The organism is Idiomarina sp., assembly GCF_048260185.1.
Lineage (GTDB): Bacteria > Pseudomonadota > Gammaproteobacteria > Enterobacterales > Alteromonadaceae > Idiomarina.
This window is the reverse complement of sequence record NZ_JBLXHB010000001.1, coordinates 406,218-426,550: the sequence shown is the minus strand read 5'-3', so window position 1 is coordinate 426,550 and position 20,333 is coordinate 406,218. Positions and strand designations below refer to the sequence as shown.

Annotated in this window: 25 protein-coding genes; 13 read left to right on the top strand and 12 right to left on the bottom strand. The window is 47.0% G+C overall.

Annotated features, from left to right (window positions below; genetic code table 11):
• Positions 1–7 precede the first annotated feature (7 nt).
• Positions 8–844, bottom strand: a complete 837-nt coding sequence (locus ACN0RF_RS02145; RefSeq protein WP_273025188.1) for an AAA family ATPase — start codon at positions 842–844, stop codon at positions 8–10.
• Positions 845–905: 61 nt separating this feature from the next.
• Positions 906–2,840: a PAS domain-containing protein gene (locus tag ACN0RF_RS02140; RefSeq protein ID WP_417437906.1), complete on the bottom strand. Its 1,935-nt coding sequence runs from the start codon at positions 2,838–2,840 to the stop codon at positions 906–908.
• A gap of 101 nt (positions 2,841–2,941) precedes the next feature.
• Between ACN0RF_RS02140 and ACN0RF_RS02135 the strand changes: the two genes are divergently transcribed.
• On the top strand, positions 2,942–3,412 hold the full coding sequence (locus ACN0RF_RS02135) for a hypothetical protein (RefSeq protein ID WP_417437905.1): 471 nt from the start codon (positions 2,942–2,944) through the stop codon (positions 3,410–3,412).
• A gap of 1 nt (position 3,413) precedes the next feature.
• Here ACN0RF_RS02135 and ACN0RF_RS02130 read toward each other — a convergent pair whose 3' ends face one another.
• Positions 3,414–4,481: an alpha/beta hydrolase gene (locus ACN0RF_RS02130; protein ID WP_417437904.1), complete on the bottom strand. Its 1,068-nt coding sequence runs from the start codon at positions 4,479–4,481 to the stop codon at positions 3,414–3,416.
• Positions 4,482–4,495: 14 nt separating this feature from the next.
• Positions 4,496–4,819 (bottom strand): DUF3392 domain-containing protein, encoded by a 324-nt coding sequence (locus ACN0RF_RS02125; RefSeq protein ID WP_253620053.1) that lies wholly within the window; start codon positions 4,817–4,819, stop codon positions 4,496–4,498.
• 121 nt (positions 4,820–4,940) lie between these two features.
• Between ACN0RF_RS02125 and xthA the strand changes: the two genes are divergently transcribed.
• Positions 4,941–5,750 (top strand): exodeoxyribonuclease III, encoded by an 810-nt coding sequence (gene xthA / locus ACN0RF_RS02120; protein WP_417437903.1) that lies wholly within the window; start codon positions 4,941–4,943, stop codon positions 5,748–5,750.
• Between the two features lie 24 nt (positions 5,751–5,774).
• On the opposite strand, the gene yfbV is transcribed toward xthA, so the two are convergent.
• Entirely contained in the window at positions 5,775–6,209 is a 435-nt protein-coding gene (yfbV, locus tag ACN0RF_RS02115) for a terminus macrodomain insulation protein YfbV (RefSeq protein WP_253620055.1), read from the bottom strand.
• Between the two features lie 214 nt (positions 6,210–6,423).
• On the opposite strand from yfbV, the gene ACN0RF_RS02110 reads away from it, so the two are divergent.
• Genes ACN0RF_RS02110 through ACN0RF_RS02090 form a run of 5 tightly spaced genes read left to right on the top strand, consistent with a single transcriptional unit; the run spans position 6,424 to position 9,221 of the window.
• On the top strand, positions 6,424–6,897 hold the full coding sequence (locus ACN0RF_RS02110; protein WP_417437902.1) for a PTS glucose transporter subunit IIA: 474 nt from the start codon (positions 6,424–6,426) through the stop codon (positions 6,895–6,897).
• A 20-nt stretch (positions 6,898–6,917) separates the two neighbouring features.
• Complete coding sequence (locus ACN0RF_RS02105) at positions 6,918–7,262, top strand: arsenate reductase (protein WP_342487733.1); 345 nt, start codon at positions 6,918–6,920, stop codon at positions 7,260–7,262.
• Positions 7,259–8,389 carry a succinyl-diaminopimelate desuccinylase gene (gene dapE, locus ACN0RF_RS02100; protein ID WP_417437901.1) on the top strand — a complete coding sequence of 377 codons (1,131 nt, stop codon included), beginning with the start codon at positions 7,259–7,261 and terminating at the stop codon, positions 8,387–8,389. Before ACN0RF_RS02105 ends, dapE begins: the two co-directional genes overlap by 4 nt.
• The gene (locus ACN0RF_RS02095; RefSeq protein ID WP_342487731.1) at positions 8,383–9,087 is read left to right on the top strand and encodes a M15 family metallopeptidase; all 705 of its coding nucleotides are present in this window, start codon (positions 8,383–8,385) and stop codon (positions 9,085–9,087) included. Before dapE ends, ACN0RF_RS02095 begins: the two co-directional genes overlap by 7 nt.
• Positions 9,063–9,221 carry a DUF2897 family protein gene (locus ACN0RF_RS02090; RefSeq protein WP_342487730.1) on the top strand — a complete coding sequence of 53 codons (159 nt, stop codon included), beginning with the start codon at positions 9,063–9,065 and terminating at the stop codon, positions 9,219–9,221. Before ACN0RF_RS02095 ends, ACN0RF_RS02090 begins: the two co-directional genes overlap by 25 nt.
• Here the strand turns inward: ACN0RF_RS02090 and purC are convergent.
• Genes purC through dapA form a run of 3 tightly spaced genes read right to left on the bottom strand, consistent with a single transcriptional unit; the run spans position 9,218 to position 11,933 of the window.
• Positions 9,218–9,931, bottom strand: a complete 714-nt coding sequence (gene purC / locus ACN0RF_RS02085) for a phosphoribosylaminoimidazolesuccinocarboxamide synthase (RefSeq protein WP_342487729.1) — start codon at positions 9,929–9,931, stop codon at positions 9,218–9,220. The two genes, ACN0RF_RS02090 and purC, sit on opposite strands and share 4 nt — an antisense overlap.
• Before the next feature lie 23 nt (positions 9,932–9,954).
• Entirely contained in the window at positions 9,955–11,043 is a 1,089-nt protein-coding gene (gene bamC, locus ACN0RF_RS02080) for an outer membrane protein assembly factor BamC (protein ID WP_417437900.1), read from the bottom strand.
• Positions 11,043–11,933 carry a 4-hydroxy-tetrahydrodipicolinate synthase gene (dapA, locus tag ACN0RF_RS02075; protein ID WP_272988459.1) on the bottom strand — a complete coding sequence of 297 codons (891 nt, stop codon included), beginning with the start codon at positions 11,931–11,933 and terminating at the stop codon, positions 11,043–11,045. The genes bamC and dapA overlap by 1 nt, the downstream gene beginning before the upstream one ends.
• Positions 11,934–12,110: 177 nt before the next feature.
• Here dapA and bcp point away from each other — a divergent pair, with 177 nt between their 5' ends.
• Positions 12,111–12,581, top strand: a complete 471-nt coding sequence (gene bcp / locus ACN0RF_RS02070; protein ID WP_011234707.1) for a thioredoxin-dependent thiol peroxidase — start codon at positions 12,111–12,113, stop codon at positions 12,579–12,581.
• 22 nt (positions 12,582–12,603) lie between these two features.
• Here bcp and ACN0RF_RS02065 read toward each other — a convergent pair whose 3' ends face one another.
• Positions 12,604–13,683 carry an AI-2E family transporter gene (locus tag ACN0RF_RS02065; RefSeq protein ID WP_417437899.1) on the bottom strand — a complete coding sequence of 360 codons (1,080 nt, stop codon included), beginning with the start codon at positions 13,681–13,683 and terminating at the stop codon, positions 12,604–12,606.
• Positions 13,684–13,957: 274 nt separating this feature from the next.
• On the opposite strand from ACN0RF_RS02065, the gene ACN0RF_RS02060 reads away from it, so the two are divergent.
• Positions 13,958–15,280, top strand: coding sequence for a M48 family metalloprotease (locus tag ACN0RF_RS02060; protein ID WP_417437898.1), 1,323 nt, complete (start codon positions 13,958–13,960; stop codon positions 15,278–15,280).
• Here the strand turns inward: ACN0RF_RS02060 and ACN0RF_RS02055 are convergent.
• Positions 15,272–15,721: a TlpA disulfide reductase family protein gene (locus tag ACN0RF_RS02055; RefSeq protein WP_417437897.1), complete on the bottom strand. Its 450-nt coding sequence runs from the start codon at positions 15,719–15,721 to the stop codon at positions 15,272–15,274. The genes ACN0RF_RS02060 and ACN0RF_RS02055 overlap by 9 nt on opposite strands.
• A gap of 70 nt (positions 15,722–15,791) precedes the next feature.
• On the opposite strand from ACN0RF_RS02055, the gene arsC reads away from it, so the two are divergent.
• The 3 genes from arsC to ACN0RF_RS02040 are packed head-to-tail and all read left to right on the top strand — an operon-like array spanning position 15,792 to position 17,095.
• Positions 15,792–16,139: an arsenate reductase (glutaredoxin) gene (arsC, locus tag ACN0RF_RS02050; protein ID WP_417437896.1), complete on the top strand. Its 348-nt coding sequence runs from the start codon at positions 15,792–15,794 to the stop codon at positions 16,137–16,139.
• A complete protein-coding gene (gene wrbA / locus ACN0RF_RS02045) occupies positions 16,139–16,696 on the top strand; it encodes an NAD(P)H:quinone oxidoreductase (RefSeq protein ID WP_417437895.1) in 558 nt (185 codons plus the stop codon). The genes arsC and wrbA overlap by 1 nt, the downstream gene beginning before the upstream one ends.
• 9 nt (positions 16,697–16,705) lie before the next feature.
• Positions 16,706–17,095: a DUF2069 domain-containing protein gene (locus ACN0RF_RS02040; RefSeq protein ID WP_417437894.1), complete on the top strand. Its 390-nt coding sequence runs from the start codon at positions 16,706–16,708 to the stop codon at positions 17,093–17,095.
• Here ACN0RF_RS02040 and hda read toward each other — a convergent pair.
• A complete protein-coding gene (gene hda, locus ACN0RF_RS02035) occupies positions 17,092–17,805 on the bottom strand; it encodes a DnaA regulatory inactivator Hda (protein WP_417437893.1) in 714 nt (237 codons plus the stop codon). The two genes, ACN0RF_RS02040 and hda, sit on opposite strands and share 4 nt — an antisense overlap.
• A complete protein-coding gene (locus ACN0RF_RS02030; protein WP_417437892.1) occupies positions 17,805–18,890 on the bottom strand; it encodes a DUF2066 domain-containing protein in 1,086 nt (361 codons plus the stop codon). Before ACN0RF_RS02030 ends, hda begins: the two co-directional genes overlap by 1 nt.
• Positions 18,891–19,042: 152 nt before the next feature.
• Here ACN0RF_RS02030 and ACN0RF_RS02025 point away from each other — a divergent pair, with 152 nt between their 5' ends.
• On the top strand, positions 19,043–20,329 hold the full coding sequence (locus ACN0RF_RS02025) for an MFS transporter (protein WP_034821227.1): 1,287 nt from the start codon (positions 19,043–19,045) through the stop codon (positions 20,327–20,329).
• The last annotated feature ends 4 nt before the right edge of the window (positions 20,330–20,333 follow it).

The following is a 20,333-nucleotide window of genomic DNA, read 5'->3' as shown; positions in this document are numbered from 1 at the left end:
GCGTGAATTAGCGCCGTTGAATGCGAGCGTATTCAGCTAAGCGCTCCACATCTTGTTCGTGCTTAAGTAAGGCGCCGGATAACGGCAGTAAACCGCCTTGTTCTCGGCTTTTGCGCAATTCATTGGCATCAATATCTTCTACCAGTAATAAGCGCAGCCAGTCCAGTAACTCCGATGTCGATGGCTTTTTCTTCAGCCCGGGCACATCTCTCAACTCAAAGAACAGCGCTAGCGCGGTATCCAGTAAATCACGGTGTAAATTCGGGAAATGGACATCGACAATGGCTTTTAATGTGTCACTGTCGGGAAACTGAATATAGTGGAAAAAGCAGCGGCGTAAAAACGCATCGGGCAAGGCTTTTTCATTGTTCGAGGTAATAAGTACAATGGGTCGCTGCTCGGCTTTAATCTGCTCACCGGTTTCATAAACGTGGAACGCCATTTGGTCCAGTTCGTGCAATAAGTCATTCGGAAACTCAACATCCGCTTTATCGATTTCATCAATGAGCAGAACGGGACGTTTTTCCGCGGTAAACGCCTGCCACAATTTGCCCGGTCGAATGTAGTTACTAATATCGTGTACTTTTTCACTGCCCAGCTGACTATCACGCAAACGAGAGACAGCGTCGTACTCATACAAACCCTGCTGCGCTTTCGTAGTGGACTTAATTGACCATTGCAGCAGCTCGGTATCTAAAGCATTTGCCAGTTCTTCGGCAAGACGAGTTTTACCCGTGCCCGGCTCACCTTTTAGTAATAATGGTTTCTCCAGTGTTACGGCGGCGTTAACGGCTGTCGCCAGTTCTTGCGACACGACATACTGAGAGCTACTGCTAAAATCCATTCCATATCCCTTACATTAAGCTTAAAACTAAGCCTATGGTACAACAGACACTCTGGCGGTGCTAATCAGTGGGCTTTCTGGATAACAGCATATCGAAGCGCTCAAGCACTCTGGCTATATCGGCTTTGACAAAGGGTTTTGTCACGTAATCGTCCATGCCGGAACGCAACGCCTCGGTTCGTGTCTCAGGGTAGGCATCCGCAGTAAGCGCAATCACATAAGGTTGGTGAATGTGCATTTCCCGCAACGTTCTGGTCGCCTCCATACCGTCCATATGCGGCATATGAAGATCCATAAACAGCACGTCGTAGTCTCTGGCCTGCATCATCTTTAACGCATTATGAGCATCACTTACCAAATCGACATATTGGTTAAGCGATAGCAGCATTTCTTTTATTATCAGTTGGTTGATTTTATTGTCATCAACGACCAGAACCTGTTTTTTCGATAGCCTGGGTACATCATTCTGCTCTGTCTGGTGTGCACTTTCAGGCTTAACGCTCATTGGTATACAAAGCGTGAAGCAGGAACCCTGTTCAGGTTTGCTATCCACCTGAATAGTGCCGTTTAATAACTGCACCAGGTTACGTACTATGGCAAGCCCGAGTCCGCTGCCTCCTTCCGGGCGATTCAACCCGTCCTGTTCCTGCTCAAAAAGTTGCCAAATACGTTGAGTATCATAAATACCAACTCCGGTATCCTGAACCTTAACAACAAGGTCGCCCTCATCTGGCTTTTCGCTGTTAGCCTCCCAACAGGCTTTAATCGTTATGGAGCCTCGCTCGGTAAACTTTAAAGCATTGCCGACTAAATTACTGACCACCTGAGCAATACGAGCCCGATCCATTAAGGTTCGCTCCGGGATATCGGCCGCAATATCAATAATAAATTCCAGACCTTTATCTTTTACCGGCTGGTTAAATAGCTGAATAACATGGTTTAACACTTTTGTCGGCGAGTGAACGCCTCTTTTGACTTTTAACTGCCCCTCTTCGGCCTGGGTTAAATCGAGCACGTCGTTCAACGTTGTCAGCAGATAATCGCCGCTGTTCTTTATTGTGCTCAGCAATTGTTGTTGATAGGGGTTGAGGTCAGTTGACTCCAGCACAGACGCAATACCCAGTATACCGTGTAGTGGCGTCCGGATTTCGTGTGACATATTCGCCAGGAACACATTTTTTGCATGAGCGGCTTTTAACGCATCTAACTCAGCTTTTTTCTGTTCCGTCACATCGGTGACCGTTCCGGTGTAGCGAATGGCCCTGCCTTCGTTGTCCCGCTCTATGATTTTTCCGCGATCCAATACATAAACCCAATGACCATCACGGTGCCTTATGCGATGAAGACTTTCATAAAAAGGCGTTACTCCGTCCAGATGATTCTTAATCGCCTGCCATACGTCATCGTAATCTTCCGGGTGTAACCGGCTCGACCAGCTTTCTACATTAGTTTCCAGCTCGCGGGCGTCCCAGCCAAACATATTCGCCCAGCGTTGGTTAAAAATAGTAACGCCGGTTTGCGGATTCCATTCCCAGGTACCTAAGCGGGTCGCATCTAAAATAAGCTGTAACCGATTGCGTTCCATTTCAAGCGCAATTTGCAGTTGCTTGCGCTCAGTCACATCAATTAGATAACCATAAAGATGGTTCTTACCATCTTCATAACGTAATAGTATCGTGGTGTCAGATACCCAAATGTCATGCCCGTTGGCATGCTTTACCCGGTAGTCTTCATGCGATAAAGATGCTCCTGACTCGTTGCTGAGAAGTGAATTAACTTCTTCCATTACGCGCGGCAAATCGTCCTGATGAATAAGATCCCGGTACTGAATTTCATGACTTTCTAAACGCGCTTTTTTATAGCCTAAAAGACTTTCTATGTTGTCTGAAACAAAACGTACTGGCCATCCCTGAGCATCTTCCCAGATAAACAGACTTAAATGACTTCCGACATTCAGCAAAGCGGCTAGATTTTCATTGGAAATACGTGTTGTCATCTATTCGGACTCACTTTAAAGGCTTTATCGTAACCAGTTTGCCGCAGTAGCAACTTGGTGTACACTGGCAAAAACAATAACATAAAAACAACGAAACTCGGATGACCCAGGCAAACGTCAATGAATGGCAAACCGCACTACTAACACAAGTTGATCAACTCATAGAGTTGGCGCAAACCCGTTTGCCCGGTCGACAAAAGCCAACGATTCGTGGGCCTGAATACTGGCAACGTTTTGCCAAGCATCATTACGTGCGAGCCGCAGACTTACTTAAAGCCGATCAAGGATTTGAAGCCGCCAAGCACTTTCGCCGTGCGGCGTTATTTGGCCACAGCAAGGCCATGTTGTACTTAGGGCAAATGTTTTTACAAGGTAAGGACTTACCAGAGAGCATTTTTCACGCGTGCTGCTGGCTAACCTTAGCGGACCGGGCCGGTGAAAGCGAAGCCGCTAAAATCATTGATGGTTTTCTACACAAGCTGACGGCAAGACAATTAAATAGCGCCCGCCAGCTTGCCGCCGAGCGCTTTGAACAAATTTGCGACGCCAGTTTTGACATACATGGGTTGTAATTTAAGGTAACCACAATTTTGTTTTTTCTCGTATTTTTCCGGTAGCAACCCAATCCTGAAGTTGATCCGCCATACGTTTTCCTGCATCCACCGCTTTTTCCCAGTAATCAATACGAGTTGCAGCATCCAGTTTAGCAAAGTCGGTGCGATCGGGAATTTTCCCGTAAGGTAGTGACTGAATAAAGTCTTCCGACGGCGTAATAAACACCACGCCGGGCCATTTCTTACCGGTGGTTCTGCGCCAACTCAAGCGTTTGTCAAACCAGCCAGGAATGGCTTCTTTATGAAAGTGAGGGTAAAGCACCAAACCATTCACGTCAGAGAAGTCCAGGTCAAAGTGATAATCGGTAACACCGCCATCACGATAAATGCCTTCCGGTGCTCCGGGAATATCAACCACACCGTCCAGTACCAAAGGAATTGAACCGGTCGCCAGCAACGCCTGCTGAAAGTTACTTTGGGTCAGTTCAACATGATGTGTCGGTAAATCGTTCCAGCCTTTTGTAAAGCTTAAGTCTGACTGCGGGTGATGAAAGATAACACGCTCATAAAAGCGGCCTAACCAACGGCGATTCACACTGTTAGCAAAAGCGGAACTTAACAACCCCAGCATTTGCTTTTTCGTTTCGGCAGCTGTCCAACCGCGGCAACGCGCCACAATAAAATGGTGTCTTACCGCCGACTGCCCCAGTATTTCTGTTACCGCCTGATCAGGAACGTACTTAGCCAGCAAGGCTTTAGCTTCACTGGTAATTTCATTCCGGTCGGGGTTCGCGCTGTAAGTCTGGGTTCTGTATAAACGACAAAATAAATCACTGGCGGCAACCGGGTCCTGCTGCCCCAATGCTGCGAAGCGCCAGGCACCTGCGGAAGTCCCCAGGGTATTCAGCGGCTCTTTCTTGTCTTTAAAGAATTCACCGAACATCCATTTATCAAGCCCCTGAAGCACAAACCACTTCGGTCCGCCGGAAGCACCTAATAGCAAACCAATGTCGTCGGCCTTTAGCCCCTGCTCCTGAATATGCTGATAAGCCAATGACCCGGCCTTTATATTAATCCAATCTGTCATACAACATCCCTGTCTTACAGTTGCCGCTTTCTTTCCGCAAGAAAACCTAAGAAAAAGAGTATTCCAATGGTACTGACTGCCAGTAAATGCAAGGGAATAAGACTTAACCAACCCGCCAAAACCGGCGTAAACCAGACGGTTAGCCAACCGTAACCAAAAGCACACACCACAATGAAGACTAAGGTTCTGAACACAAAGTGCCAGTGCGCCACTTGCCTTTTCACCATGCGGTTTACTTCAGCACCATAAATAACCAGTAGTGTGGCAATGATCGCCATAGCCAGTTCGTAAAAATGTGGGCGGATCATCATGCCCAGATTATTCAACACATTCTGCACGCTAGTACCCCTCTGAAAAGCATCGTCCGAGTATACGAATTTTCTGTCGTTTTCGCATCCCAAGTTTGCGCTTTGCTGTGTTATCCTAACCCCATAAAGAAGCTTATTTACAGGACATTTCATGAAAATCATTTCATTCAATATCAATGGTATACGAGCGCGACTGCATCAGTTACAGGCATTAATTGATAAACACCAGCCCGATGTTATCGGCCTGCAGGAAACCAAAGTGCACGACGACCAGTTTCCACTAAAAGACGTGGAAGCCATGGGTTATCACGTTATTTACCACGGTCAGAAAGGTCATTACGGCGTGGCCATGCTCAGTAAAAAGCCACTGGAAAACCCGCAGTTTGGTTTCCCTACCGACGATGATGAAGCACAGCGGCGCATGATAATGGGTGATTATCCGCTAGCGGACGGTAGCCATGTACGTATTTTAAATGGCTATTTCCCGCAGGGCGAAAGCCGTGACCACCCTACGAAATTTCCAGCTAAAGAAAAGTTTTATCAGGACTTAATGAGCTATCTGGATAACGATCTTTCGCCGGAGCAGCCAGTGATTGTTATGGGTGATGTGAATATATCCCGTATCGATTTAGATATTGGCATTGGCGAGAACAACGCCAAACGCTGGCTTAAAACCGGGAAATGCAGCTTCCTTCCGGAAGAGCGGGAATGGATACAAAAATTAATGGACTGGGGTTTTACTGATACGTACCGTCAGTTGAACCCGGATGTGGATAACCAGTTCAGTTGGTTTGATTACCGCTCACGTGGCTTTGATGACAACCGTGGCTTACGCATCGACCTTATTCTTGCCACTAAAGCTCTTGCCGGGCAATGCGAAGACAGCGGTATAGACTATGAACTCAGAGGCATAGAAAAACCTTCTGATCATGCCCCCGTCTGGTCTACATTCAAAGACTAATAATTATTTTGCCGTCGGCTGGCCTTAATGCTCTTCCGGCGGCAATGTTTCCAGTGCTTTACGCAAAATAATCGCCAAATCCATATATTCAGGGCCTTTTTCACCCTGAGGCTGACACTCAACGCCCTGCTTTCTCAGTTTATCTCTCAGCTCTTTATACCAACTCCGTAACATTGGCTTTAACTGTTGTCTGGAACGCCAGCCAAGCCAGTACAAGCCCTGCAAGGGTAAGCTCAACATAATGAGTGACAACATCAGCCCTGGGGCTAACTGCTCCTGAGGCATAAACTGCCAGGTCAGCGCAGCATTGAGTACCGCTATTCCCGGAGTCCAGCTAATGGCTTTGCGAGTTATGGGGATAATTCGCGACTCTGCCATTGCGGCAACAACTGAATGATGAGGCCATTTATCGGCATACCTCTTTCCATCTCTTAAAACCGCAAAAAATGAACGACTCATGGTGACCTCTTAGACAAACCTGCTGTAATTATAATCGATTACTGAGCTATTGTACGATATTCACACTTTTAATATTATCTTTATTTTTCAATCTGTTACACTGTTACAACCGTGTAGTTCACAAAGATATCCACAGTTAATGTGGATACAGTTGCACCTAAGCTTTAGCTTTGCCACTATACTACCTGAATTAGTCAGTCGCATGGTGTCAGCAGTGACAACAAGTCAGCTTCCTTCTCTTTATGCACCGGTTACCGGTCGCATCATAGCAGCACAACCTTCAGCTGCAGTATGCCAGCATGGCCTGCTTGGCAAAGGCATTGTCATAGAGATGACCGGCAGCACGCTATATTCCCCGGCTGATGGCTCGCTAACCCATATCAGCAGTAGTGGCGATTACTTGTCGTTACGCTTAAACGACACCTATTCCCTACAGTTAGTCATAGGTTCCGGCGATGCGTTCGGCAACCACGCCGCTTTAACTGTGCTTTGTCGCGAACAGACAGAGGTTAAGTGTGGTGATCCTCTGGTTAAGATTAACCAGTCATTACTGCGCAGCTTGAAATCTTCACAACAACGCCTTGCTGTTTTGCTTTGTTCATTGAATTCGGGGCACGATAGCGAATCACCCGAATGGCTAAACCCAGGACTTATTACTGCGAAAGACAGTCCACTTATTACTTATTAACATCGACAGGAGCTGTACCTATGTTGCGCGTTTATGGCATTAAAAACTGCGACACCGTTAAAAAATCACTTAAATGGTTAGATAAAAACGAAGTCGATTACGAATTTATTGATGTTCGCCAGCAGCCACTGCAAAAAGAAACCGTTAGCGGTTGGTTACAAAAGCTACCGGCGGAATCTTTATTGAACAAGCGCAGCACCAGCTGGCGGAACCTGTCAGATGAGCAAAAATCTGTTAATGACGCTAATGCCATAGCGGAATTAGTTGCCGAACAACCAACCCTGTTTAAACGTCCGTTAGTGGAGTCCGGTCAGGCTGTTCATTGTGGTTTTAATGAGAAACTCTGGAGCGAACGCTACTTATGAGTTCAGAGACATTGAAGCTTGCCCGTGAGCTCATTTCCCGCCCGTCCATTACACCGGAAGACGAAGGCTGTCAGCAGCTTATCGGTGAACGGCTTGCGGCTATGGGCTTTAACCTTGAGTCTATGATATTTGAAGACACCACTAACTTGTGGGCTCGCCGCGGGCAAGGCCGTAAACTGTTTTGCTTTGCTGGCCATACCGACGTTGTTCCGCCCGGCGACATCAATGACTGGCAGTTCCCGCCGTTTGAACCTACCACGCACGAAGGGTATTTATACGGGCGCGGAGCCGCTGATATGAAAGGCAGCCTGGCGGCGATGATAACTGCCACTGAGCGATTTATTAAAGACTACCCGAATGTGGATGCTGACATAGGCTTTCTAATAACCAGTGACGAGGAAGGCCCGTTTATTAACGGCACCAAGCGTGTCATTGAAACGCTGCAGGAACGCAAAGAAAACATAGACTGGTGTATTGTCGGAGAGCCTTCCAGTACTGACAACCTGGGTGACATAGTTAAAAACGGGCGCCGAGGCAGCTTGACCGGAGACTTAACCGTATTAGGCATACAGGGTCACGTTGCTTACCCTCATTTAGCAAAAAACCCGGTACATGATCTTGCACCTGCGCTCAGTGAGCTAATTAATGAAGAGTGGGACAAAGGTAACGCCAGTTTTCCGCCAACCACCTTTCAGGTATCTAACATTAAGGCAGGAACCGGTGCCGGTAATGTTATACCCGGACGTATTGATACTCAGTTTAACTTCCGCTTCTCGACAGAGCTCACAGCCGAAAAAATTAAGGCACGAGTAGAAGCCATTCTCGATAAGCACTCGTTAAAATACAACCTGCAATGGAAGCTTAACGGACCACCCTTTCTAACTGAATCAGGCGCATTAGTTGAAGCCGTGCAGGCGGCAATTGAACACGAATGCGGGTTTTCAACTACCCTCTCTACTGCAGGTGGCACGTCCGACGGGCGCTTTATTGCACCAACCGGTGCTCAGGTCGTTGAGCTGGGCCCCGTAAATGCTACCATTCACAAAGTGAACGAATGCGTTAAAGCCAGTGATTTGGATAAACTCAGTGATGTCTATTACCGCTGTCTGGAGAAGCTTTTATGTTAAGCAGCACAGAACTGACAGGTGCCTGCGAAACACACTTAACGGCATTAGATGGGCATAAACTGCATCCTGATACAGCAGAAGCTTATCTCGCCATGCAAAAAGCAGCAGCGGCTGAGGGTATTAAACTGGCTATAGCCAGTGGTTTCCGCTCACTGGACAGGCAACTGTCTATCTGGAATAGAAAATGGCGGGGTAAGCTGCCCCTTCGCTCCAAAGAGGGCAAACTACTGGATGTAGCAAACTTAAACGACGTTGAGAAAATGCATGCAATTTTGCATTGGTCTGCGTTACCGGGAAGTAGTCGTCATCATTGGGGAAGTGATTTCGATATTTATGACCCCCGCCCTTTTCAGGACAGTGAACTGAAATTGCAATTAGTTCCAGGCGAGTACATTGACGAATCCGGGCCTTGCCATGAACTTTGGCAATGGTTAACCCGGCATGCCCACGAAAGTGGCTTTTTCTTTCCCTATGCACGCTATCAGGGCGGTGTTGCACAGGAACCCTGGCACATGAGCTACCGGGCCCTCTCACAGCCATGCCATAAGCAATTGAGCCTTGAGCTGTTAGCAGAAACCATAGACTCGTTAGCCATCGAGGGAAAATCCATTATTCTGGAGAATCTGGCTCAAATAAAAAATCAGTACATTGATACGATAACGGAGGATGACGGATGGACAACTATTTGGTGTGGCTAATAATATTATTGGTAGTCGGTGTGGTTTTGAGTAACCTAATGGTGCTGAAGTATACCGCTAAGTTTAAATGGCCTGGTACGAAATCATCTAAAACCGAAGATGACTCCGACCAGGACACTAAAAATAAAGACTAATCCAGCGTTACGCCAAGGCGCTTAGCAACTTCACGGTAGGCTTCAACAACACCACCTAAGCCCTGGCGAAAACGGTCTTTATCGAGCTTCTCGCGTGTCTCTGCGTCCCAAAGGCGGCAGCCATCTGGAGTGAATTCATCACCCAGCATAATCTGGCCGTCAAACACACCAAACTCAAGCTTGTAATCCACCAACAGAAGACCAGCATCAGCAAACAGAGCTTTTAGAACGTCGTTCACTTTAAAGGTGAGCTCTTTCATTTTCTCAATTTGCTCTGCTGTTGCCCAGCCAAAGGCCTGGATATGATATTCATTGACCATAGGGTCGTGCAGCGCATCGTTCTTTAAGAAAAACTCAAAGGTCGGTGGGTTTAATTCTTTACCTTCTTCAACACCTAAACGACGCACCAGAGAACCAGCGGCCACATTACGGACAACACATTCTACCGGGATCATGTCCAATTTCTTAACCAAAGACTCGGTATCACTCAAACGCTCATCTAACTGAGTCGGAATACCAGCTTCTTCCAACTTCGACATAATAAAATGGTTAAACTTGTTGTTCACCATGCCTTTGTCATCAAGCTGTTCAACCTTTTCGCCGTCGAACGCTGAAGTATCATTACGAAACTCCAGCACCAGGCGGTTAGGATCGTCGGTATGGTAGACCGTCTTTGCTTTTCCCCGATACAGTTCACTGCGTTTTTCCATGAATCGTTCCACTCGCGCTTAAGTTAAAGTTGGCTTTGCTGTTTAACAGCGTTTTTAAAGGCTTCAAATACTTGATTAATCCATTCGTCAGAAACAATTTCCTCACCCTGGTAAACCGTTACCGAGGTATTTTCACCGTCTTCCAGTAACCGGAATTCGTATTCACCTTCGGCAATACCCAGGTCTTCGTAGTCATCACCACCAATGAACAGGAAGCCGCTACCGGGTTCGCTGTACTCAACAAAATAGGTTCCTGTCTCGCGGTTTAAATCTTCAACCTCAAAACCAATATTCTGAAGAGCCAAATTAACTAATGGCCATGCTTGCTCAAAATTGTCTTCAACAATGAAAACTGAATGCCCTTCTGCAGCTTTTGACAAGCTAGTTTCAATACCGGCGGCTTTTTCACGAGCTACTGCCAGTTGTTGTTTCCGGTTAACTTCCGAAATAATCGCATTGAGTAAGTCAGCTTCCAGATTGCGAACAATCAAAGGTGCTACTTCTTGCTCTTCACCACCAACAACCTGAGTAAAGTCGTTAATATCAACTCGTAACCCGGTGCTGCGTTGATGCGACTCAGTTTCCTGAGTCAGCTCGTAACGAAAGGTTCTTTCCAGATCGCTGTCGCTCTCTCCGCCAAACCCAAAAAAGCCGCTGTCGCCCTCAATGGTCTGCTGAACCGTCATTTGCTCAGTAAGCCAGCGGTTATCACCAGCTTCTTCCCATTCAATGTCGCGTCTTTCCAGTACATCAAATGCCGCCTGACGAACAAATTCGGTTACTGAATCGCCCATGCCATCGACGATATCGAAATACACCCGGGTTTCGGTCTCGGTTTCTAAAACCCGGCTACCCAACCCAATAGGGCGAACCTGCTGAGGAGCCATGATATTGACTTTATAACCGACTGGTGCCGGTGCAATGTCGGTATCCGGAATTTGATACTGAGTTCCTTTTTCCGGCTTTTGCAGGCCATCCGGAATATTCAGTGTGGCAGTAGGTTGAATGTTCACATATTCAAACCCGCCGCTGGCACGTTCTTTTTCTACCGACGAACAACCTGTTACAACTACGGCAGCTACGCCCATCCACGCAAGGCGAGACAATTTCATTACGACTCCTGAATATTCAGTAGGTTTGCTTTCTGTAACACTGACTCAATCAACTGTTGATTACTCTCTTCCGGAGGTGTCAGTGGCAGACGATAATTTGCGCTGACCCAGCCCATTAAAGCGAGCGACCATTTTACCGGAATGGGGTTGGATTCAACAAATAACATATTATGCAATGGTTCCAGCTCAGCATCGATTTGGTTTGCACTTTCTTTATCACCAGCAAGTGCCGCCGTTACCAGCTCTTTCATTTTGGCAGGAACAATATTAGCGGTGACACTGATAACACCATGACCACCGGCAAACATAAATTCGCGTGCAGTAGGGTCGTCACCGCTTAATAAGATAAAGTCATCGCCGCAGCGTTTTTTAAGTTCCTGCACCCGACTCACGTCACCGGTGGCTTCTTTTATACCAATAACGTTATCAATTTTTGCCAACTGTTCGACCATGTCAGGTGTCATATCAAGACTGGTACGCCCCGGAACATTATATAGAATCTGGGGTTTATCAGAGGCATCAGCACAAGCCTTATAATGTGCAATTAAGCCTGTTAAAGAAGGCTTGTTGTAGTATGGCGTAACATTTAAGAAACCACTTACACCCGCCTGGGTCATTTTTTCTGTCAGTTGCACGGCTTCACTGGTCGAGTTTGAACCGTTTCCAGCAATGATATCGATGCGGCCGGCACTGAGCTCGACCATGGCATTAACGACAGCGATATGTTCTTCATGCGTTAAGGTTGTTGACTCCCCTGTCGTGCCAACCGCTACAATAGCGTCGGTACCCGCTTCGCAATGTTTGTTGACCAGAAACTCAAGTTCACTGTAATCAACATTGCCATATTTTGTAAAAGGGGTAACTAAAGCGACAATACTGCCCTTAAGCATACATTCTCCAAGTCCTAAATTGGGGCTCCAATGGTAATGCCAGCCCTGACGAAACACAAGTGATAGGAACGTAACTTGCCAAGAAGGTTCCGTAAACTTTTGCCAGTATGGCATTTTCCAAGACGGCATCTGTCCGCTATGATGTTGGCACTGTTAACTAAGTTCCAGGAGAATGCAATGCAGACACTACAACAAGGCGATAAAGCACCTGACTTTACTTTACCCGATGCGAACGAGAACTCAGTGACCTTATCGGAGTTATTGAAAGAGAACCGGGTACTGGTCTACTTTTATCCGAAAGCGATGACACCAGGCTGCACAGTGCAGGCGCAAAACTTACGGGACAGCCGCAAACAGCTTGAGGAATTTAATGTTGTCTCTGTTGGTATAAGCCCGGATGCGCCTAAGCGCTTAGCAAAATTTACTGACAGAGATGAACTGAATTTCACTTTATTAAGCGACGAAGACCATAAAGTGGCTGAAGACTTTGGCGTATGGGGCCTGAAAAAGTTTATGGGTAAAGAATACGACGGTATTCACCGCATTAGCTTTTTAGTAGAACAGGACGGAAGCATTTCAAAAGTCTTCAATAAATTTAAAACTAAAGAGCATCACGAAGTGGTGCTGGAGCACCTTAAGCAAGCTTAAGCTCTATAGAGCAAACACCGCGTTAAAGCGGTGTTTGCTCTTCTGCGTTCTCTCCGGTGCCACTGTCCCATGCTGTCAATACCGCCTTGACCAGGCTGGCCAGCGGAATAGCAAAAAACACGCCCCAGAAACCCCATATGCCGCCAAAAATTAATACCGCGCCAATAATGTAAACCGGGTTTAGACTTATTGCCTCTGAAAACAATAGCGGTACCAGTAAGTTACCATCCAGCGCCTGAATAACCAGGTAGGCTACGGTGACCCAAACAAATGCTGCCGTTGGTCCAAATTGGAATAACGCCACTAACACCACCGGAATAGTTGCGACCGCAGCGCCAACGTAGGGAATTAAAACCGATAAACCAACCATAATGGAAAGCAGCGCCGAGTAGCGCAATCCAAATAAACTAAAGGTGACAAAAGTGACTATCGCAACAACCACCACTTCAATCGCTTTGCCGCGAATGTAGTTCATAATTTGCAGATTCATCTCCTGCCCTACCTGCGAAATTAACTGACGGTTTGAAGGCAGCAGACGGCTGAAATGAGCAATCAATATATCGCGGTCTTTTAGCATAAAAAAGATTAAAAGCGGCACGATAATGAGATACACCAGCATGGCCATGACATTCACAATAGAGGTCAGGGAAACCGTTAACAGGCTTTCCCCTAAGCTCACGGCTCGTCTTTTTACTTCCTGAGTGAACTCAGTAATTTGGCTGTCATCGACAATAGTCGGGAACATTTCAGGCAGTTTATGCAGCCAAATTTGCAGGTTCGTGACCATATCCGGCATTTCCTGAATCAAAGTGGTGCTTTGCTGCCATATAACCGGCACCAGAGTCAGCAAAGTAACAATCATTATTGCCAGAAATAATGAGAAAGTAATAACTGTTGCGGTTAAACGGGATAAACCAAGCCCCATCAGTCGCATTACCGGCCAGTCCAGCAAATAGGCCAGAGAAATAGCAATTAACAACGGTGCAATTAAGCTACCGAAAAACACAATGACCAATACCGCAACAACCAATAACAGAAATAAAGTTACTGCATTAGGGTCAGAAAACTTCCGTTGGTACCACTGTTGAATGTATTCCCACATAATGACTATCTCTTAACCTTTGTTGAGATGATAATATCAGTCCTTGCAATCTTTCCATAACCCCATAGAGTAAAAAGGAACTAAAGATAAGAATTTTGCTCTTAAGAGAAGATTAAGTCCGTTTCATTTAGCCTATGAGTAGTTGATGTCCACCAAAATAATACACCTTTTTGTCTCTTGCTTACTTACCTTTGCAATCAGCTTTAGTGCTGCAAGCAGTGCTGCGCAGGATAGTCGACGGTTGCCTGAAATTGGAACCACCGGCGCTGCTTTCATGAGTATTGAACGCGAACGTGTTGTCGGCGACTTCTACATGCGCCAGGTGCGCTCACAAGCGCCTATTATCCACGACCCGGTATTAGACAGTTATTTAAACAGCATGGGCCAGCGGTTGGTCAGGCATACCGGCGGTGTACGCTATCCTTTTAACTTTTTCTGGATAAATAACAAAGAAATAAACGCCTTCGCTTTCATGGGTGGCTACGTGGGTGTGCATACGGGGTTAATTAACGAAGCCAGAACCGAGTCAGAACTCGCGGCGGTACTTGGACACGAGGTTGCGCACATTACGCAGCGTCACATGGTGCGCCGGATGCAGGAACAACAACGCAGTATGCCCATGACCATAGCCGGTATCATTGGCTCTATTCTGGTGGGTATGGCTAACCCTGAAGCCGGTGCTGCAGGTCTTTATGCCACAATGGGCATGGCTGGTCAGTCGCAAATTAATTACACTCGGCTGTATGAAATGGAAGCCGACCGCATCGGTCTCTCTACACTTTTAGCTGCGGGTTTTGATCCCCGTGGCGCACCTGACTTTTTTGGCCGGTTAGCAGAAAAATACCGTTATGTCAGCAAGCCCCCGGAAATGCTTATGACTCACCCATTACCCGAGTCACGCATAGCCGACACACGTGCACGCGCTGAAAATATGCAACGGGTAGATGTGGCTCCCAGCCTCGACTTTGCCCTGGCTAAAACCAGAGTTCAGGCCCGGTATATTGGTAACACCACCAACAGCGATTTTGAATCTATGCGCTCCAGCAGCAATTCAATCAACCAACAAGCCGGACAATATGGTTTAGCCATACGAGCGCTGGACAGTGGCGAAATTGACTTAGCCTACAAACTCATGCAGCCACTACTTGAGCACTATCCTAATGATCCGTTCTATATTGATGTTCAGACAGACATTCTGTTAGCGCAAGAAGATTACGAGACGGTTTTGGACTGGTTGCGTGGTAAATACATTCAGCAGCCGACCGAGCCTGTCATTACTCTTAACTTTGCTAACGCCGCACTCAAAGCAAAAGACACAGACTTAGCCGAAAAGCTTCTGCGCGATTTTTTATTAAAACAACCAAAGCATGCGCTGGCGCTTGACCTTCTCACTCAGGTTTATGAGCGCAGTGGTAAGCGAGCCGCTATGTACGAAACTCGCGCCGAAGCACTGGCGTTAAGAGGAAACTTCCGGCTGGCCATTGACCAGTTGCACACTGCGCATAACCATACAGATAACGATTTGACGCATAAACGTCTGAACGCACGTATTGATCAAATGCGCAGCTTAGAGCAGCAAATAAAGTCGTTAATGTGAGTTAACTGCATTTTTCAGCGATTCTAGATCCTGCTCACCCATTAATGGCCCTTTGACACTGCCATCGGGCTTTATGACGTAGGTAGCCGGTAACATCTGCGGACGCTGAAACGGAAACTTCGGCGCTGGCTCCATCAACGCCAACTGAAACTCAATGCCATGGCGCTGTTTCAACTCGGCCAGTTCAGCGTTAGACATTGGGTCAAAACTGACACCCACTAACTCAACGTTCTTCGCTTTGTGCTGGTTAAATTCGTTTAACTCCGGTAATTCTCTTAAGCAAGGAGCGCACCACTCAGCAAAGTAGTTTACCACCACCGTTTTTTCGCCCAGGTTGCTCCAGCGAAACTCATTGTCGGTGTCGGTAACCACATCCGGCTCTTGCGAACAAGCTGTTATCAGCACAGCAAATGCCGCGCACACTAGCGTTCTCAGTTTCATTCCTTACCTCAATTACGTTACTATTAACTTATACTTACCTAATCATCAGATACTACAAGGTACGATACTTATGAGCCAAGTAACAATTTATCATAACCCGCGTTGCTCAAAATCAAGACAGACTCTTGAATTGCTCAAGCAAAATGACGTTGAGCCGGAAATTGTTGAATACCTTAAAACTCCACCTAATGCTGCAGAGTTAAAAGATATTCTGGAAAAATTAGGTCTTTCTGCCGATCAGCTAATGCGCAAAAAAGAAGACGTTTATAAAGAACTTGGTCTGGCCGGTATCAATAACGAAGATGAATTGATTACTGCAATGGTTAACAACCCTAAGCTTATTGAGCGCCCCATTGTTATTCAGGGTAATAAAGCAGCCATTGGCCGCCCTCCTGAAGCTGTACTGGATATCTTATAATGACCCGCGTCGTTATTCTTTATTACAGCCGTAATGGCGCTACTCAACAGCTTGCTGACGCGATAGCAGAAGGCGTTACGGCGGCTGGAGGCGAAGCAGTTTTACGCAGCACCGGGCACGGCAGCGATGCCGTCAGTGACCGCGACCTGGAAATTGAAAACACTGACCTTGAAAGCTGTGATGCTCTTATTCTGGGCAGTCCGACTCGCTTCGGTCATATGGCCTCAAGCTTGCAAAAGTTCTGGGAAGGCACCTCGCGCGAATGGTTACAGGCTACGTTAACCGACAAACCCGGTGCAGTATTCACTTCCTCCAGTTCGCTGCATGGGGGGCAGGAATCCACTCTGCTGACTCTGGCTTTACCGCTGCTGCACCATGGTATGATGCTGGTTGGCATTCCTTATTCTGAACCGGCTCTGCATCAGACTCAATCCGGCGGTTCACCTTATGGCGCCAGCCATCATGAGCACAGCAATAAGTTAACTGACCATGAAAAGCAATGCGCAATCGCTTTGGGTAAACGAGTCACGCAAACCGCTTCTAAGCTCTCATCATAGGAATTATCAATGCCGACTTCTCCACGCTTTTATCGCTGGTTAACACAAGTTTGTTACTGGCCACTGCTTATTTTAGTTGCACTGTGGCACGGTATGCCCACCGATGCGCCGGGAACATTGCCAGCTTATATTGCTTTGTTCCTCTGGGTGCTGCCGTTGTTATTCCCGCTGCATGGGCTGGTTAAAGGCAAACCCTATACCCACGCATGGACTAACTTTGTTTTAATGTTTTACTTTCTGCATGGCTTAACGGTGGTCTACACCCACCCGGATGAACGCGTGTGGTCAATACTGGAACTGATATTTACCACCGGTGCATTTATTGGTGCAACAGGTTATGCCCGCTATCAGGGAAGAGCCCAGGGTTTGGGACTGAAAAAACTAAAAGACTACGACTAAATTTCGAGAACCTGCTTAACAAAAGGAATTGTTAAGCGGCGTTGGTAAGTAATAGAGGCTTTATCAAGCTCATTTAAGGCTTTCATTAAATCTCGCATGGAACGACCCAACCGTTGAGTCATAAAAGCTGCGACATCGTTCGGCAACTCCAGTCCGCGCCACTGCGCCCGCAAAATTAACGCATTATTTTTTTCTTCGTCATTCAGCGGCTGAACCTGAAAACCCGTTGCCCACTGGAAACGCGATTGTAAATCCGGTAACAGAACTTTAGTTTGAGCAGCCGACTGTTTGGCCGTCATGACCAAACGCGCCGACTCATTATCGGTTACGCGATTAATAAGCGAGAACAACTCAAAACTCCAATTCTGTTCAAGCGTTACCGTATCAATATCATCCAGACAAATAAGATCAGCCTGATCAATTCCCTGCAAAACCGCAGATGCATCGGCTTTAGCCAGTTCACGCAAAGGTAAATACGCAATGCGATATTGTGACCCGGCCGAGGCGATGACGCTGTGCATTAAGTGACTTTTGCCTACCCCACTCGCTCCCGACAGCCAGGTCAATTGCTGGTTTCTTTTTAGCGGAGGCTCGGCTGCGGGCAAGCTTTCTAGCCAACTTAATAAGGTTAAGTTGTCACCCGCAAGAAAAGTAGAAAATATCTCGTCATCAGGCAACTGTACGGCTAACGGTAATTGCTGTGGTGACATCAGCGGTTCTCATTCCAGCGGTACACAGGAGTTTCAGCTTGCTGCGCCGCAACAAAGGGGCCCACTTCCTGTGATGCCAGACGGCCATCCAGATTAATAGCCTGCAGTATCTGGTCGACCGGACCGTTAACCACAATCTCGAATTCGCTCATAGCTTGCGAGTATTCAAGTAAGCGAACTTCGCGAACAGAGACAATGCTACCCAAAAACGCCTCCAGCTCTAAAACACGGTTTAAGCTACTTAACTTCTCAACTTTAATCATTAAGGTATTACGAACATTTTCATCACCAGCCGTAACACTATACTGCCTCGCCAACTGCGCCATTAGTTGCTCAACCAGAGGCTCGGCAAGCCAGTCCGGGCTGGTTGCTGTAACTTCACCGGAAAAACGGTCGTCTCCAACTTCAACAAACCAATTTAAACTCCAGGGTTCTTCCTCGTCTTCCTGACGAATCATACGACCGACCAATAGACCATCGGTACCGTAACGCTCGGTAGTGGTTCTAACCGGGTCTAGAAAGCGCCCCCAGACATCGGTTGCATTTATGGTGAAGCTGTCGGTCAAATCCATTAAAGGCAGCTGAATTGGAATACTGTACTGCTGTGCAAAGAACCTCAGTTGTTGGGTAAATACTGACTCGCTATTACTGTCGATAATCACGCGCTGCCCATTGTTGTTTTCCTTCGCTATCCAAAGCATCAGTTGCGGTCGCCGACTACCCCAGTAGGGTAACTGCTGCTCTGCCAGCAACGCGCGCAACTTGCGCCCATCAAATGTCGCCGTTAAGGTTCGCTTTCCCTCATTCTCGCTGTAACCGTATTGCACCAGGTAATTATTTACATCACGTTTTGCCCGTTGTATCGCGTCATGCCCGACCAATTCAGCCTGCCCGGTTAATTTTGTAATAACACGGTCAAACGCCTCCCCTATTGCCTGCTGCCGATGAGACGAACTTTGCGAAGTCACTTCCACTTCTGCTGAATATAAATTTTCAATCAACCGCGCTTCGGCTTCTGTAGCCAGAAAAAGACTAAACAGAAAAAATAAACTGGCAGCGAAGTAAAGAATCTGCGACTTTGACATGTCATTATCCAAATAAGACTTTGAGAGCATATTAAACAGCCAGGTAGCGAACAGCAAGTAACAACTTGTGGATAAGCTTGTGGGAATCTTCACTAGGAAAACAAAGCCACTAACGGTAGTATTGCGACAAACGAACGAAGGGTGACAAAGGCATGCTAAAACAACAACTTCGCGGTATCAGCTCACTGCTTGGAAGTATCAGTTTAATTGGGGTCTGTGTCGGCATGACCAGTACCCTGTTAAGTTTGCGTGCTACCATTGAAGGTTTTGGTACCCTGGTTACCGGCTTTATCATGTCGGCTTATTTTATCGGCTATTTATTTGGCTCGACCCGCGCGCCAAAAGATATTCGCCGGGTGGGTTATATTCGTTCATTTGGCGGTCTTGCCGCGCTGGCTGCCTTTAGTATTCTGATGCAGGCAATCTGGGTTGATCCGGTGGTCTGGTTTGTCATGCGCTTTATAACCGGCTTCGCTATTTCTGGTATTTTCGTCATTGTTGAAAGCTGGCTTAATACCATGGCCGACAACCGTAGCCGCGGTACCCTGCTGTCAGTTTATCTGGTCATTATTTATAGCGGGCTTATTGTCGGTCAGCTGATTCTCGGTGTCGCCGACCCGGCCGGCTTTGTTGCTTTCGCAATTGTCGCTCTGCTCATTAACTTAGCGCTTATTCCCATTCTGGTCAGCGTTACGGCAGAGCCGACAACACACGAAAACCGTAAAGTCCCCATTTCACTGCTGCTGAAAACCGTTCCGCTGGGCGTAATTAATGCGTTTATAATGCAAGCCTGCTACGCCATGTTTTACGGTATAGGGCCAATGTATGCTTCCTATATAGGCCTTAGTGTTCTGCAAATTACCTTTTTCATGGCCGCCTTTATTGCCGGAGGTTTAGTTTCACAGGCACCATTTGGACTTTTATCAGATCGACTAGACCGTCGTTTCGTTATTGCCATTTGCGCCGCCGGCGGAACTCTTACGGCTATAGCTTTATCGCAGCTTGATGCATCAAACGCCATCTTCATTTACTTAAATGTGGGACTTTTAGGCGCCTTTATACTGCCTTTGTACTCACTGGGTATGGCGCACACCAATGATTATCTGGAACGTGACCAAATGGTAGGAGCAACAGGTGCCATCATCAAAATTGGTGGAGCGGGCTCTATTATTGGTGCTCCTGCGGTAGCTGCGTTAATGCAGTTTGGCGCCATTAATTACTTCTTTTTACTCTTAGCGGCGCTTACGGCCTGTGTTGGTTTTTACTCTCTGTACCGCATTACACGTCGGGCAAAAGCAGAAGACCAGTTGCACAGCAACTTTGCCATACTGGCACCGTCACAAACTTCTGATGAGCTTTTAACGTCAATGGCTGAGGAAGCCCCGGAAACAGAAGAAGAGGACGACGAAGAAATGGAATCCAACGCCGTCCTTCGTTAACTAC